Consider the following 16613-nt stretch of genomic DNA (forward strand, 5'->3'; position numbering starts at 1 on the left):
ATTGCTGGCATCCGTTTCTCCCGCACTCTATAATTGCCGCGTCAAATGCGCCCCGGCGCAGCCCTTCATCTTTATAACACCAGGCCATTTATTGTATGACTGACAAGCCTCACCAGTGCGTCATTATCGGCATCGCCGGCGCCTCCGCCTCCGGGAAAAGCCTGATAGCCAGCACGTTGTACCAGGAACTTTGTGAGCAGGTCGGCGACGAACATATCGGCATTATCCCAGAAGACAGCTATTATCAGGATCAAAGCCACCTGACCATGAGCGAGCGGGTCAAGACCAATTATGATCATCCCAGCGCCATGGATCACAGCCTGCTGTTCCAGCATCTGCAGATGCTCAAGGCGGGCCAGGCTATCGAAATGCCGGTCTACAGCTATGTCGAGCACACCCGCCGGCCTGAGACCATCCATCTGCGTCCCAAGAAGGTGATTATCCTGGAAGGCATACTGCTGCTGACCGACCTGCGGCTGCGCACGGAAATGAATTTTTCGATTTTCGTCGATACGCCGCTGGATATATGCCTGTTGCGGCGCATGAAGCGCGACGTCAACGAACGGGGCCGCGCCATGGATTCGGTGATGGAGCAATATCAGAAAACGGTACGCCCGATGTTCCTGCAGTTTATCGAGCCTTCCAAGCAATACGCCGATATTATTGTACCCCGCGGGGGAAAGAACCGTATTGCCATCGATATCCTGAAGGCAAAAATCAGTCAGTTTTTTGAATAATCCCCCTAACGCAGGCGGGTAGGGTTCACGGCGCCGCCGGCGCTACGACCCCCAGAACGCTTATGGAGAAATAACGATGAGACTGTGCGACAGCGATATTGAAGCTTGGCTGGACGACGGCAGGCTGGATATCAGCCCGCGTCCGCCGGTGGAACGGATTAACGGCGCCACGGTCGATGTGCGCCTGGGCAATCAATTCCGGGTGTTCCAGGGCCATACCGCGGCCTTTATCGACCTCAGCGGCCCTAAGGAAGAAGTCTCGGCCGCGCTCGATCGCGTCATGAGCGATGAAATCGTGTTGCCGGAAGGCGGCGCCTTCTTTTTGCATCCCGCCGAACTGGCGCTGGCGGTCACCCTTGAATCAGTCACCCTGCCGGATAACCTGGTCGGCTGGCTGGACGGCCGCTCGTCCCTGGCGCGCCTCGGGCTGATGGTGCATGTGACCGCGCACCGCATCGATCCCGGCTGGCAGGGTAGGATCGTGCTGGAGTTCTATAATTCAGGTAAGCTGCCGCTGGCGCTGCGTCCGGGCATGCTTATCGGCGCGCTGAGTTTCGAGCCGCTGAGCGGCCATGCCGCGCGGCCGTATAATCGCCGCGAGGATGCGAAGTACCGCAACCAACAGGGCGCGGTGGCCAGCCGGATTGATGAGGATTAATTCCGTCAGACGAACTGTATGGCGCAGACTTTTTTGAGGATGGCATGAGACGATTTCTGACGACGCTGGTTATTTTGCTGGCGGTTTTGGTGGCAGGCACGACTGCGCTGGTGTTGCTGATCAATCCCAATGACTTTCGTAATTATATGGTCACCAAGGTTGAGCAGCGCAGCGGCTACCGGCTGCGCCTGGACGGCGATCTGCGCTGGCACGTCTGGCCGCAGCTCAGCATCCTGGCCGGACGCATGACGCTCACCGCGCCCGGCGCCGCCGTGCCGGTGGTCAGCGCCGAAAATATGCGCCTTGATGTCCAGCTCTGGCCGCTGCTGTCCCACCAGCTCTCGGTAAAACAGGTGCTGCTGAAGGGGGCCGTCATTACCATCACGCCCGACAGCGAAGCCCGCCGGCCGGAAAATGCGCCCATTGCGCCCGCCGGCACGCCCGACCTGGCGCCGCACTCAGGATGGTCCTACGATATCGCCAGTTTAAAGGTGACCGACAGCCTGCTTGTCTGGCAACGGGAGCCGAACGAACAAATCAACCTGCGCGATTTCAACCTGGATGTGGAGCAAACGGCGGCGCGGCTGGCCAATATCACCTTCTCCAGCCGCATTAACCGCGATCAGCGCGACGTGGCGGTCTCCCTCAGCGGCAAAGCTGACCTGAGCCATTACCCACGCCAGCTGGCCGCCAGCCTTGACCGTTTTAACTATGAACTCCACGGCCAGGGGTTACCGGCCGAGGGCATCAAAGGGCAGGGTAAATTCAGCGCCGACTATTCCGCCACCAACCAGACCGTCGAATTAAGCAACATGTCCTTCAGCGCCAACGACAGCGAGCTGGCGGGCCAGGCCAGCGCCAAACTGGGCGACGCGCCGGTTTATCAACTCGACCTCACCGCCAAGCGCCTGAACCTGGACACGCTGCTGGGCATCAACGCCGGCGGCGGCAATGACACGCAAAGCCATCGCCACAGCGCCAAGCCGGTCATCGCCGCCATCGGTAAAGAGGAACAGCCGCTGGCGGTATTGAATGATTTCAACGGCCAGCTTAACCTCACGGCGGATCAGGTTATCTACCACGGGCTCAATATCACCGGCTTTAAAACCCAGGCGGATAACCGCCGCGGCCATCTGTCGATCAATACCCTGGGCGGAAAACTGGGCGACGGCGAATTCAGCCTGCCGGGCACGGTGGATACCACCGGCGCCAGGCCCCGTTTTGAATTAAACCCAAGCTTAAAACAGGTGGCGCTGGGACCGCTGCTGCAGGCATTTGCCCTGCCGCAGACCCTGACCGGCCGGCTATCCGTGGACGGGCAATTGACCGGGCAGACCTTCAGTTTCCGGGATTTTGCCGAAAACTGGAGCGGCAAAGGCCGGATGCAGCTCGATGATGCCCGCCTGGAAGGATTGAATATCCAACAGCTGATTCAACGGGCCGTCGAGCGCACCAATAATAATGTCACGGCGCAAGAGCGCAACGAGACCTACTCAGCGGTAAAACAGCTTACCGCCGACGCCACGCTCGAGCGGGGCAATCTGCGGCTGAACAATCTGGCGGGAGACTCGGACCTGATGTCGCTGGCTGGCACCGGCGTGCTCGACCTGCCCGGCAGGCAGTGCGACGTGAACCTCAATATCCGGGTGCGCAAGGGCTGGCAAGGCGAGCCGCAGCTGACCGAGGCGCTGGTCAATACCGCCATCCCGCTGCGCGTCTACGGCCCCTGGGACAGCCTCAGCTATCAGCTGCACGTCGACCAGTTGCTGCGAGACCGCTTGCAGGACGAGCTAAAGAAACGCCTGGACGCCTGGGCGCAGAAAAACCAGGATCACCCGCAGAACAAAAACGTGCAAAAACTGCTGGATAAGCTGTAACGGGGCAGGGGACTAACGGAACGCGGGGGCCTAAGGCTTGTCATGGCTAAGCCCCCGCGCCGCCGCGTATTCTCAGACTTCGTATTCAGGTAAGGTTTCGGGGGTGATGCGTACCTTTAATATCCGGTGGCTCTCTACTTCCAGAATCTCAAACAGATAATTATCAATACTCAAGGTATCGCCTTCCTTGGGGATCGCCTGTGTATGCTCCATCAGTAATCCCGCCAGGGTATGGTATTCCCGCCGCTCTTCCAGCGGAATACCGATATAGCCGACCAAATCCTCCAGCGGCAGGTACCCATTCACCGTCAGGGTGCCGTCATCATGCTGCACGATATCATGACGCGGGTCGATCTCTTCGTTTTCCAGCGGCAGGTTACCGGCAATGGTCTCCATCACATCGCTCAGGGTGATAATACCTTCCACCGACCCGAACTCATCGACGATAAACGCAAAATGGGTATGCGCCTCGCGAAACTGCTCCAGCGCCAGCAGCAGCGAGAGCTGTTCGGGAAACACCAGCGGCTGGCGGATCAGCGCGCGCAGATTCAGCGGCTCATTGCGCAACTGCTGGGTTAGCAGGTCGATAACGTGCACCACGCCCAACGGCTCATTGGACGCGCTGTCCTCGGTAATCACCAGCCGCGTATGCTGGTTATTTTCCAGCAGCGGGATTATCACCTCGGGCGGATCGCGCAAATCGATATGCTCGATATCATGACGCGAGGTCATCACGCTGCTCACGGTGCGCTGGGCCATGCCCAACACCCGCTCAATCATGCGCCGCTCCTGTTCGTTAAACACCTCCTGACCCTCGCCGTCACTGTCGGCAATCAGGGAGGATGTCTGCGCGTCCAGCTGCGCTTCTTCGTGTTTGCCGTTCAGCATGCGCAGCACCGCCTCGGCGGTACGCTGGCGCAACGGCACGCTGGAGGATAAAAACCGCCGCCGGTTGAACTGCGCTAGCTGGTTCAACGCCTCTATGGCCACCGAGAAGCCGATGGCGGCGTACAGATAGCCTTTGGGAATATGATAACCAAAGCCATCCGCCACCAGGCTAAAACCAATCATCAGCAGAAAACTTAAACACAGGATCACAATGGTGGGATGGGCGTTGATAAAACGGGTCAGCGTCTTGCTGGCCAGCATCATCACGCCAATGGCCACCGCCACCGCCGCCATCATCACCGCCAGCTGATCCACCATGCCCACCGCGGTAATCACCGAATCTATGGAGAACACCGCATCCAGGATCACGATTTGCGTGACGACCGGCCAAAAGCGCGCGCCCTTGCGCTGTGTCTGCGTCTCTTCATCCTTGCCTTCCAGACGCTCGTTAAGCTCCATGGTGGCTTTAAAGATCAAAAACACACCACCGGCCAGCATAATAAGGTCGCGGGCGCTAAAGGGGTGTCCGGAGACGCTAAACAGCGGTGCGGTCAACGACACCAGCCAGGACATCGACGCCAGCAGCACCAAACGCATCAGCAGGGCAAACGCCAGGCCCACTATCCTCGCCCGATCCCGCAGGCTCGGCGGCAGCTTCTCCGCCAGGATGGCGATAAACACCAGATTGTCGATGCCCAACACCAGCTCCAGCACGATAAGCGTCGCCAGGCCTGCCCAAATCGTCGGATCGGCGATCCATTCCATAATCGTTACTTTACCTATATCAATGACTGTTTCAGGGGAATGATGGGAGGTAACGCGGCAAAACTCAACCGATCATTACATCCAGCGGCGATAGCAGAGGGGTGATGGAGCTATAAAGGGGTAAAAATGATATATGAACAAAACATTAGCATCATTAATTAATATGCAGCGCCTATCACTGACTTGCAGGTTGAACTAACTCAAACTGGTTATTATCGAGTTGCTTTATTAATGTTAATGAGCTGCTAAATGGATGCGCTTCGCTTAAAGAGTATGCTGGATAAGAAATTGTTATTTCTCAAGCAGATCGCAAGCATAAACTGCGGAAGTGGTGAAATTATAGGCAATTGTCGTCTTGGCGCAACAAACCTGAGGGTAGTCTTATTCCTAAAACGTGGCGCAGGGGTCATCGAAACCTTGTAAAGAGATAATTAATAATTAGTATAACAATGATGAGGCATATGTTGTGCCAATTATATTGTTTTTGGTCAAAAGATAGGCATGGAAAGTGCGGTTTTGTGACTGACCGCGCACAAAGATACGTGAACCACTGCAGATTTTGACCTAAAAACGACCGGAACCCGATAAAAAAGACCACCAGTGCATTGGTAGCTACAAGCCAAGGGCGGTAGCGTGTTTTTACGTAACCAAGGCACAAGTATATCCCCCAGCCTCAAACGGACCGGTAATCAAACTGTGATCTGATCAGTCAACCGATAAACGTGCGTGTCATGACAATGCCGTCGATTGGCAATGTGTTATGGCTTCGGTTTTACGGTAGTACATAAAGTCTCAATATTGGCTAAAAAATGACCTATTCTCTGACTGGAATGAGATGCTCATCTGTATCGGCCAACGGGGTAAAAGCTTTAGTGATAAATAAATTTGTTACTAAGCAGAAATTCTGCTGATTTTTGCTGACAAATCCAGCATTCCTCAATAGAAGCGGCTATTCTCTATGCTGAACATGGTGTAAGGCGATGATGAACCTTTGCATAAATGAATACTTGATCAAATATGTGCAGAATGATCAGGTTTATAGTTGAATTTATCTGCTATTTTTGGTCAATTAGTGATAACGCGACTTGAGTGATGTGCATTGCACAGTGAGACCGTGATGGTGAACAGGCAGGGCATGGGAAGTAAAATGATGAACAGCGCTAACTTTTGGGGCTTTTTTGGCATTAACACACTTGCGTAAGGCGCTACCACACATGGACACGCTTTTTACCCGAGCAACAGCGATAGTGATGATAACTCAATGATGAAAACAAAACTTAAGTTGATGCCGCTTTTGGTATCTCTCAGCGTGCTTAGCGGATGCACTGTAGTTCCCGGTTCAAATATGTCTACCAGGGGCAAGACGGTGATTAAAGCGGATGATGCTAATTTTGATATCGGTCAATATGTTAACGTGTTTGCAATTTCGCCTTCATTAATCGAACAAATGCGCTCTAAGCCACATATAGCCCAAAGCAATAGTCTGCTAGATCGTGAATTACAAGACTATGAGTACAAAATTGGTATTGGAGACGTACTATCTGTGACTGTATGGGATCATCCAGAATTAACAACACCATCAGGAACATTTCGGAGTGCCGGGGATTCGGGTAATTGGGTACACTCAGATGGAACTATTTTCTATCCGTACATCGGAAAAGTGAATGTACTAGGTCGCACAGTTACGGATGTGAGAACTGAAATGTCAAACCGGCTGGCACAATTTATTGAAAGTCCTCAGGTAGATGTAAGCATAGCGACCTTCCGTTCTCAAAAAGCATATGTAACTGGTGAGGTGGCGAAATCAGGTGAGCAAGCAATCACAAATGTCCCTTTAACCATTCTTGATGCTATCAATAAAGCAGGGGGACTCTCAGCAGATGCCGATTGGAGAAATGTCGTCCTAACACACAATAATAAAGAACAGATCATTTCACTACAAGCATTGATGCAAAACGGAGATTTGCAGCAAAATCATTTACTTTATCCAGGCGATATCCTTTTTGTGCCGCGAAATGATGACCTGAAAGTTTTTGTGATGGGAGAAGTTGTCCGCCAATCCACTTTGAAAATGGATCGTAGTGGTATGACGTTGACGGAAGCTTTAGGGAACGCGGAAGGCATTAATCAAGTGACTTCAAATGCAACAGGTATTTTTGTAATCAGGCCGATTGCAAACAAAGTACCTGGCTCAAAACTTGCGAATGTTTATCAGCTAGATCTCTCAGATGCAACCTCGTTGATTCTTAGTACTGAATTCAAGCTTCAGCCCTACGATATGGTATATGTGACCACAGCACCAATAACACGCTGGAATCGTGTTATTGGACAATTAGTACCTACGATTAGTGGCGTGCGTTCAGTATCTGATGGTGCCCACAATTCAGGGGCTTGGTGACGGATAAATGTTTGATAATATCCTTGTTGTATGTGTAGGCAATATTTGTCGTTCACCTACTGGTGAACAACTTTTGAAAAAATATACGACATCAAAAAAGGTAACATCCGCTGGAATCCAGGCGTTAGTTGGGCACTCGGCGGACAAGACAGCTGAAATTATTGCTAGCGAGAATGGATTATGCTTGTCGGGGCATCATGCTAGACAACTAACGCCATCGATGTGTAGGGGGCATGATCTGATACTGGTAATGGAAAAGAATCACTATCATGCCGTCTGCAGCATAGCTCCTGAAGTGAGAGGGAAAATAATGCTGTATGGACATTGGATTGGAAAAAGAGATATACCGGATCCATATAGAATGAGTGAAGCAGTATTTCGATCTGTATATCAATTGCTCGATAGTTCAGCTCAAAAATGGGCTCAACATTTAATTGCGAATTAAGGGCTGCAATGATTAATAAAAATAAACTTCCGTTCCAGCAGGATAACAATGATGAGATCGATATCGGTCGCATATTTGGTACTCTAATTGACAATAAATGGATAATCTTATCAATAACACTGATTTTCACAGTGCTGGCGATAATATATGCTATTCTTGCTACTCCTATCTATAGGGCTGATTCATTAATTCAGGTCGAGAAAACTCCGCAAAGCGCTGTTTTAGAAAGCTTAAATCCTGCAACCGAACCAGCGTCAAGTACCGAAATTGAATTAATCAAATCTAGGATGGTCATTGGTAAAACTGTCACCGAACTGAATTTCGATACAATAGTTACACGAAAATATCTTCCTATAATAGGCGAAGCATTGGCTAGGCTTACTAAAAATAATGATGAAACTGTAAGCATATCTTTGTTTTCTGTGCCCGATAAAATGGTTAATATTCCATATAATTTAAAAATCATTGATGAAACAAAGTTTGAAATACTCACAGATGATAATAAAGTTTTACTACAGGGCTCCAAAGGTGAAACATATAATAATAATGGTATTACAATCAGAGTTGCAAACATCAATGCAAAACCTGGTGCTGAATTTACATTAACCAAAATACCTTTTTTAGCTGCTTACAATCTGATTTTATCATCATTTGACGTTGCAGATAAAGGAAAAGATACCGGCATATTGAGCCTAACTTATGATGATGCCGATCCGTACAAAGCTAGCACTATTTTAGAAAATATTTCTGAAAACTATTTAATTCAGAACGTAAATCGTAAAACAGAAGAAGCGGGGAAAAGTTTAGACTTTATCAAGCAACAATTACCGACTGTTCAAAGTACTTTAAACCAATCCGAAGATACTCTAAATAATTTCCGAAGCAAAAATAATTCTGTTGATTTATCGTTAGAAGCTAAATCATTATTAGATACAATTGTACAACTTGACGCGCAATTGAATGAATTGACCTTTAAAGAAAGTGATATCTCAAAGTTATATACTAAAGATCATCCTTCTTATAAAGCACTATTAGAGAAAAGAAAAGTTTTAGAGCAAGAAAAAGCAGCATTAACCAAAAGAGTCAGCGGTTTACCGGATACCCAGCAACAAATTTTAAGGCTAACGAGGGAAGTTAAAGTTGGCCAAGAAGTTTATATGCAACTATTGAATCGACAGCAACAATTGGATATTGCCAAGGCAAGCACTGTTGGTAATGTGAGGATAATTGACAATGCCCTAACTCGCCTTTCGCCAATAGCACCTAAAAAGGCCTTGATTTTATTATTAGGATTTTTTGCTGGATTAGTCATAGCAATTGCATCAACCTTACTTCATAAGGCTTTGCATAAAGGGATTAATGGTCCAGAAGAATTAGAATCGAATGGAATAAATGTGTATGCAACCATTCCAATATCTAACTGGCAGCTCGAGCATGACAGAAATTCGAAACTTAGAGGCAAGGATTCGATTTCCCAAAATATACTTGCACTAGGCAATCCAACAGATATAGCTCTGGAATCCATCCGTAGTCTGCGCACAAGTTTGAATTTTGCTATGATCGAAGCAAAAAATAAAATACTTATGATTACAGGTGTTAGCCCCAGTATAGGTAAATCCTTCATCTGTGGAAACCTTGCCATTGTTTTGGCCCAAGCCGGGCAAAAAGTTTTGTTAATTGATGGCGATTTACGAAAAGGATATTTGCATGAGGTTCTTAAAAACCATGCAGAAAAAACAAGCGCTAATAAAGGCTTATCAAGTATTCTTTTAGGACGTGAAAATCCAGAAAATATGCTCGAGAAAATTGATGAAGTTGAAAATCTTGATTTTATAGGGCGTGGGCAAATACCTCCCAATCCATCTGAATTATTAATGCGAAAGCAATTCTCAGATTTTCTCGAATGGGCCAATGAAAATTACGATATAGTCATCATTGATACCCCTCCGATACTCGCTGTGACAGATGCCGCGATAATTGGTGGCTTGTGTGGGACGTCTTTGTTGGTAACAAGGTTTGAAGAAAATACTATAAAGCAAGTGGAAACAAGCATTCGTCGATTTGAAAATAATGGAATAGATATCAAAGGCGTAATACTAAACGCAATAGTTCGTCGTGCTTCCAATCATTATGCGGGAGATGGATATGGATACTATCAATATGATTATGGTTCTAAGGATAAAAAATGAATCCAACCCAGCTAAAGAATGTGATTATCGCATTTTTCTGTAATAAAGAAAAGCATTGAAGAAAACCTGCATAGCCTGATAAATAAAATCAGGCTAATAGATAATGTTCATCTCATCCGATAAGCGGCTTATTTGACACGAATGGTAATGTATGGTGCAAAATATTGTGGCAGAACCAGTTGAAGTCTAATTTAGGATAGGGTTAAGATTTAGTTTGGGATGCATGCATTATAATCTTTCCATTTATAATGTCTACTTTCAAACAAGCTGCTGGTTCAATTGAGTTTATTTGCTTGCTTCTGTGTTTATATAGATTGCAACGAAAGTAAATTGGCAAATTTTCAAGTGAATGTAAATGTTGTATGTGGTATGCATGCAGTATATGAAAAGAAACTATAATATAAATAAAATGTATCTTCATAACAACAAAGGTAATAATGTGAAAACATTTTTTAAGATCATCGTATTGCTTTCTTTTAGCTTTTGCGTAACAAACTATGTGCCAGTTAGCACTGCGATTATTTTAACTTTCCCGCTGGCTTTTCTTGGCCTATGTTATCGTAATGAAGGTACAAACTTAAAAAAAATAGAAGTAAGCATTATTGCATTATTTAGCTATGTTATTATTTCAACATTATGTTACAACCCTGAATCATTTATGGAGTTCGATTTTTATAGAAGGGATGGAAACTTTATAATAAGCTATTTAGTCTTATTCATTTTTATCTTTACGCCAGTAAAAATAATTTTTGATATCAAAAAATTAATTAATCTCACATTTCCTTTTTTTATTGTAATATCAGCAATCGGGGCTGTTGTAGTACCGCCGGAAGCTGGAGGTGATGCATCCGTTCGCCACTTTTTTTTCGAATCTCATAATGCTGCAGGTGGCTTTTATTCTGTAGTTGCTTCAATAGCTGTAGGATTTTTTTTAAAGGAAAGAAAGTTAAAATACTTAATATATAGTGTCGTCTTTTTAGCTTTTTTATGGATGACAAATTCGCGAGGTAGTATATTAGCTATAATGTTTGCAATAGGCTATTCATTTATTAAATTCAAGAAAAGCAGTTTTGTTTTTGTGTTATTTGTTGCTTTACAGATAGGGATTGTTATGACTACTTATCCGGACTGGCTACAAATGGGTAAGGTCATGTCAGCGAGTTCAAACACTGATGCTAACGTTAATGTTGCCTTTGCTAGAGCAAGTACTTATATAGATAGACTTTATTTTTTATGGCCTCGCGCATTTGACAATTTCCTACATTCTCCACTGTTTGGCATGGGGTTCGGTAGTTTCGATGATTTGTTCTATAAATATGTGGATATCATTCCTCATGTTTGGTCTGTAAAAGAGAATGCAATCATAGCACATACTGCAAGTCATGCTCATAATTCTCTTTTGATGATACTCGCTGAGTTAGGAATTGTGGGTCTTGTTTTATATATATATCTTTTCAACCAATTGAATAAAGAAATAAAACGAATACAACTTCATGATTCCTCTGCAGGTCTTGCACTAGCATTGGCATTTTGGTCCTGTATTTTTTCAGCCGGCTACTGAGCATCGTATTACCACGCCGTCACAAATGTTGCCCTTCTTTCTCTATTTTGGCATCTGTTATATGAACTACCGCAACAGACCACAGTTAAATGAGCGTGAACGTATAAAGCTCATATTAGAACAATAGTATTAATATTTTCTATTAGGTTTCTCTTTCGTTTTATTAGCTTGAGATACAATAAATTAAAGGAAAAAAAATGGGGAATACCATAAGTGTTTACATACCTACGCATAACCGACCGTTATTTTTAGACCGAGCTTTGAATTCCTTAGTACAACAATCTTATAAAAATTTTCAAGTCCTTGTTTGTGATGATGGCTCATCCTCTTCATATGAAGATGTAGTAAATAAATATAAGAACAAGTTTGAAAATTTTGTGTTTGTTCGTAATGCCACACCAAAAGGAGCTTGCTTCTCGAGAAACCGTTTGATTCAAATAGCCGATGGGGAATATATTACCGGATTAGATGATGATGATGAGTTTTTACCCAGCCGATTAGAAGATTTTTTGGGCTCCAAAAAACTCGGACAATACGCATACCTATGTTCAGGCTTTATAATGAATACCACGAAGGGTCTAATAAAAAAGCCAATGAAGACCGGATTAGTTACATTGCCTCAACTTCTAAATAAAAATATTGTTGGAAATCAAATATTTATTAAACGTGAAGATTTCGTTCGTGCCGGATGCTTTGATATATCCTTACCGGCCTGGCAAGATTATGATGCTTGGGTAAGAGTGACTCAATTATGCGGTAATGGTTACAAAATTAATAAACTTAATTATAAAATGAACATTGATCATGAAGAAGGGAGAATATCTAATTCACCTAAAGCTAAAATTGGATATGAAATGTTTATTAATAAACATTCTAGCATACTTAATAAAGAGAACCTTGCAAATCTCTATCTGCAAGATAAAATTAACAGAAATGAAAATATAAGTATTGTTGAGTTTGCAAGACACTACTCCTCATCAGCCATACCATTGTATATAAAATATCAGATTAATAAGAAAATGCCTTTTGTAAAAAGGATTTTATACAAAGTTAATGGAGTCTGATATATGAGTTTTTGAAAATATTACATATTGCCGACCAATATGAAGGGGGGGGGGCTGAATCCGTTTTTAGGGATACAATAAAAATATCTGAACAATTAAATTTTACAAATAAAGTGGTTTATTCAAACTGGTAAAACCAACCCATTTTCCTATATTTTCTCACTTAAAATATTTTCTAATCACAATTTATAATATATTGAAATTTAAACCAGATGTGATTCATCTACATAACTATTATCACTTTTTAATAGTCCGAGTGTATTAATAGCGATGAAAGTCGCGAAGTTATGCTCAATTAAATTTAAAGTTATTTTCACGGCACATGATTATCACTTGATTTGTCCAAATAGTGGCTTTCAATACTTTACCGAAAGCAGGACGAAAAAATTTCTCTTATAAAGAAAAAAACATATCGTATTTTTATATGTTTGACGAACGTTCTTTTTTTCATTCATTTCTAAAAAAAATTCAGCATTTTGTTAATTATAAAATACTGTTAGCGCAAAATGTAATAGATGTAATAGTTTCGCCTAGTTATTTTCTCAAGGAAGTATTTGAAATATATGGAGTTAAGCAAAAAATTCTTGTTATCAGAAATCCAATTGATCTAGCGGATAAAATCAATGAGGAAAACGGAAATACTGCAGATGGATATAGGTTTTATGAAAAAGGAGATTCTGATAACCCCATAAAAATAGTGTTTATTGGAAGAGTGACGCCTGAAAAAGGGCTGAATAAATTTATTTCCTTACTTGAAAAAAATACTGATAAATATTACGAAGTACATATTTTTGGTGTTGGAGAAGATTTATCACAAATTACTCATAGAGAGATAAATACTACAAAATTAACAATAATAGCTCATGGATTTATTCCAAGAGAGCATCTGCCAGTTCTGATAAGAGACTATGACCTATTCGTCTTACCATCACTCTGGGTTGAAAATGCACCAATTTCCATTATCGAAGCCGCAAAACAAGGTTTACCTGTTTTAGTACCAAATTATGGTGGATTAAAAGAAATGGCTGAATTAACGAAATATTTTTTCTTTTTTGACTTTGAAAATGGTTCTTCTCTTCCAAATGTAATTGATATGGCAATAAAGAGAAGAAAGCAAAATAAAATATTAGAAGAAAAAATATTTAGCCATGAATTATATAAAAAGAAAATAAAAGAAATTTATACCACTTGAGGTGATCAGACATAAATGAATAAAGATATTTCAGAAGCTAAGATCGCGATTATACATGATTGGTTAGTGAATCCTGGGGGAGGAGAGAAAGTACTTGGAGCTATTATTAAAGCGTTCCCCACTGCTCAAATTTATACAATGGTTGATTTTCTCAGCAATAATGACAGATCTTTCTTATTAAGTAAAAATGTGAAAACATCAATTATACAAAAATTTCCCTTTGCTAAGCAAAAATACCGCGCTTACTTACCATTCATGACTTTTGCTGTTGAGCAAATTGATCTCTCAGAATACGATATTATTCTTAGCAGTAGTCACGCAGTAGCGAAAGGTGTAATTACCGGACCAAATCAATTACATATTTGTTATTGCCACTCCCCAATACGTTATGCCTGGGATATGCAACATCAATATCTGAAAGAAAGTAATCTAGCTAATAAAAAATTTAAGGGGTTAGTTGCTCGCTGGTTATTGCATAAAATTAGAATTTGGGATTACAGAACAGCGGCAGGCGTTGATTATTTCATTGCTAATTCTAAATATATAGCTAAAAGAATCAAAAAGGTTTATGGCAGAAAAGCAGATGTTATCTATCCCAATGTGGCAATAAATGATTTTGACCTAGTTACGAATAAAGAAGATTATTATTTTACAGCTTCGAGAATGGTTCCTTACAAAAAAATAGATCTTATCGTCGAAGCGTTTAAAAGCATGCCTGATAAAAAACTTATTGTAATTGGAGATGGTCCGCAGTTTAATAAAATAAATCAGCTTGCTGGCGAAAATGTACAGTTGTTAGGGTACCAAAGCTTCGAGATCTTGAGTGAAAAAATGGGTAAAGCTAAAGCTTTCATTTTTGCAGCTGAAGAAGACTTTGGAATCATACCTCTAGAGGCACAAGCCTGCGGTACTCCTGTTATTGCCTTTGGTAGAGGGGGAGCATTAGAGACTGTAATTCCTTACGATAGCAATAGTAAGTCTGAGCCAACAGGCGTTTTTTTCGAAGAACAAAGTACAGATGCTTTGATTGCGGCAATTAATTATTTTGAAAAAATATCTGATAAAATATCACCACATTCTTGCCGTAAAAATGCTGAGAAATTCTCTGAGGAACGCTTTACTAAAGAATATTATGAATACGTAGAAACTAAGTGGGTTCTATTTCTCCAAGATTCGTAAATAAAAGAGGTTTTTGTCACATATGCTTAATTTTAGCAACCTTATAATTAAATTAAATAGATGATTTTAAATCATGATTTGTCCTATATTTCGGAGAACGTTTAGATATGAATTATTATATAAGGCAAACAGGTTTTTTTGTGAGTTTGTTCGTTTTTCTATTCTTTTCTACATCGTCTATAGCATCAGATGTATTTTTTAAGGATATGTCAGGTACTAATTACCTTTTACCCAATAATTATTCGGATAAATTAGGTATAGGATGGGTTCGGCAAGATTTATCTTGGATAGATGTTGAATCTCAGAAAGGAGTTTACAATTGGTCAAAGTTTGATGAAAAAGTAAAACAAGCATCTGCTCAGAATCTGAAAGTGTTACCTATGTTAGCTTATACACCAAAATTTTATCAAACTGTACTCAATAAAAAATCTTCCGAACCCAACAATTATCAGGCTTGGCTACAATTTGTCACAGAGGCAGTCAATCGATATTCACGGGAGCCATATAATATACATTATTTCCAGATTTGGAATGAGCCCACTAAGAAGGCTGGATTTTGGATTGGAAATAATCAGGATTATATAGATAAGATTTATATACCTGCTGCAAAAATTATTAAGAAAAATGGAAGCTTTGTAGTATTCGGAGGTTGGCCAATATCAAACTCTTTTAATGAGCTTATGAGTGTGTTAGATTATCATGATGCATGGAAATTTACCGATATCATAGATTTTCACTATGGCCCAAGAAAGTATTATACTCCTCTATACAATAAATACGTCGCAACTAATAAAGTTAAAGGAATTTGGGAAACAGAAATGGGATTTAGAGACGGTCCATTTTTGGTGAGTAAGGCATACTTGTTTAGGTTAGAGTGGGCTCTCAATCATAATTGGGATAATCCAGAAAAATATGTTTCTTTTTGGTATCCGGCATGGGCAAATGGCGGTAATTCACAAAGAGCATTATCTACAGTTGCGCCGGACAAAAAAAATATACTTACAGAAAACGGCATTGAGTTACAAACATTGAATAATCTTGTCGGTGATGGGAACTTGAGTAAGTTGTCTAGTAAATCGTCAATATTAGTAAATAATGAAAACATTCGAATATCAGGTTTTAATGTTGGTAATAAAAAAGAAATTTATGCTCTTTATTTTTCACCTAAGAAAGCCCCTCAAACTATAGATATTTCTGCAAAATCACATAAAGAAATATCTGCAATAACTGCGTTAACAGTTAGCAATGATCTGTTAGAGAATCAAAGTAAAATAAATGGTTCTAGGGCAACTATTTCATTAAATTTGAACTCAATTAAGGAAATGTGCTTGAGCTGCGAAGAGGTTGTTTTTTACATAAAAATAATTAATAAAAATTAAAAATATCAAATTACATTTGAATTTTATGTGATGCTTAGGTGACCTATAAAATTTATTGTGATAAATAATCAAAATGACTCTCTTTAATAAATGGTTTTTCGAAATTTATGCAATATATGTTTTTTAGTAATAAATTTTAATATATGAAAAGGCATATACTATTTAAGTAGTGTTAAGAATCATCCGTATAATTTCTTTAGTGAGCAGTAAGCAGTAAGCAGTAAGCAGTAAGCAGTGATATGGTAAGTTATCAGTCTTTGTATTTTTTATTTGAAACGGCT

12 protein-coding genes are annotated in these 16613 nt (G+C 42.2%); 11 read left to right on the forward strand and 1 reads right to left on the reverse strand.

What is annotated here, in order from left to right; translation table 11 throughout:
* The first annotated feature begins 95 nt into the window (after positions 1–95).
* The 3 genes from udk to asmA all read left to right on the forward strand — a co-directional run bounded on the left by udk (position 96) and on the right by asmA (position 3272).
* Positions 96–737, forward strand: a complete 642-nt coding sequence (udk, locus tag ACL2XG_RS24770; protein WP_410014345.1) for a uridine kinase — start codon at positions 96–98, stop codon at positions 735–737.
* Positions 738–813: 76 nt separating this feature from the next.
* A complete protein-coding gene (gene dcd, locus ACL2XG_RS24775) occupies positions 814–1395 on the forward strand; it encodes a dCTP deaminase (protein WP_410014346.1) in 582 nt (193 codons plus the stop codon).
* A gap of 44 nt (positions 1396–1439) precedes the next feature.
* Positions 1440–3272 carry an outer membrane assembly protein AsmA gene (asmA, locus tag ACL2XG_RS24780; protein WP_413723259.1) on the forward strand — a complete coding sequence of 611 codons (1833 nt, stop codon included), beginning with the start codon at positions 1440–1442 and terminating at the stop codon, positions 3270–3272.
* A gap of 72 nt (positions 3273–3344) precedes the next feature.
* On the opposite strand, the gene ACL2XG_RS24785 is transcribed toward asmA, so the two are convergent.
* Complete coding sequence (locus ACL2XG_RS24785) at positions 3345–4925, reverse strand: TerC family protein (protein WP_410014348.1); 1581 nt, start codon at positions 4923–4925, stop codon at positions 3345–3347.
* 1261 nt (positions 4926–6186) lie between these two features.
* Here ACL2XG_RS24785 and ACL2XG_RS24790 point away from each other — a divergent pair.
* The 8 genes from ACL2XG_RS24790 (at position 6187) to ACL2XG_RS24825 (ending at position 16332) form a co-directional block, all read left to right on the forward strand.
* The gene (locus ACL2XG_RS24790; protein WP_410014349.1) at positions 6187–7323 is read left to right on the forward strand and encodes a polysaccharide export protein; all 1137 of its coding nucleotides are present in this window, start codon (positions 6187–6189) and stop codon (positions 7321–7323) included.
* A gap of 7 nt (positions 7324–7330) precedes the next feature.
* Positions 7331–7768, forward strand: coding sequence for a protein tyrosine phosphatase (locus ACL2XG_RS24795; RefSeq protein ID WP_410014350.1), 438 nt, complete (start codon positions 7331–7333; stop codon positions 7766–7768).
* Between the two features lie 8 nt (positions 7769–7776).
* The gene (locus ACL2XG_RS24800) at positions 7777–9957 is read left to right on the forward strand and encodes a polysaccharide biosynthesis tyrosine autokinase (RefSeq protein WP_413723258.1); all 2181 of its coding nucleotides are present in this window, start codon (positions 7777–7779) and stop codon (positions 9955–9957) included.
* Positions 9958–10396: 439 nt separating this feature from the next.
* On the forward strand, positions 10397–11518 hold the full coding sequence (locus tag ACL2XG_RS24805) for an O-antigen ligase family protein (RefSeq protein ID WP_413723569.1): 1122 nt from the start codon (positions 10397–10399) through the stop codon (positions 11516–11518).
* A gap of 197 nt (positions 11519–11715) precedes the next feature.
* Positions 11716–12582, forward strand: coding sequence for a glycosyltransferase (locus tag ACL2XG_RS24810; RefSeq protein WP_413723256.1), 867 nt, complete (start codon positions 11716–11718; stop codon positions 12580–12582).
* A gap of 424 nt (positions 12583–13006) precedes the next feature.
* Entirely contained in the window at positions 13007–13774 is a 768-nt protein-coding gene (locus ACL2XG_RS24815; RefSeq protein ID WP_413723570.1) for a glycosyltransferase family 4 protein, read from the forward strand.
* Positions 13775–13789: 15 nt separating this feature from the next.
* The gene (locus ACL2XG_RS24820; RefSeq protein WP_413723255.1) at positions 13790–14953 is read left to right on the forward strand and encodes a glycosyltransferase family 4 protein; all 1164 of its coding nucleotides are present in this window, start codon (positions 13790–13792) and stop codon (positions 14951–14953) included.
* Between the two features lie 107 nt (positions 14954–15060).
* A complete protein-coding gene (locus tag ACL2XG_RS24825; protein WP_413723254.1) occupies positions 15061–16332 on the forward strand; it encodes a hypothetical protein in 1272 nt (423 codons plus the stop codon).
* The last annotated feature ends 281 nt before the right edge of the window (positions 16333–16613 follow it).

This window comes from Sodalis sp. RH24 (genome assembly GCF_047324145.1).
GTDB lineage: Bacteria > Pseudomonadota > Gammaproteobacteria > Enterobacterales > Enterobacteriaceae > Acerihabitans.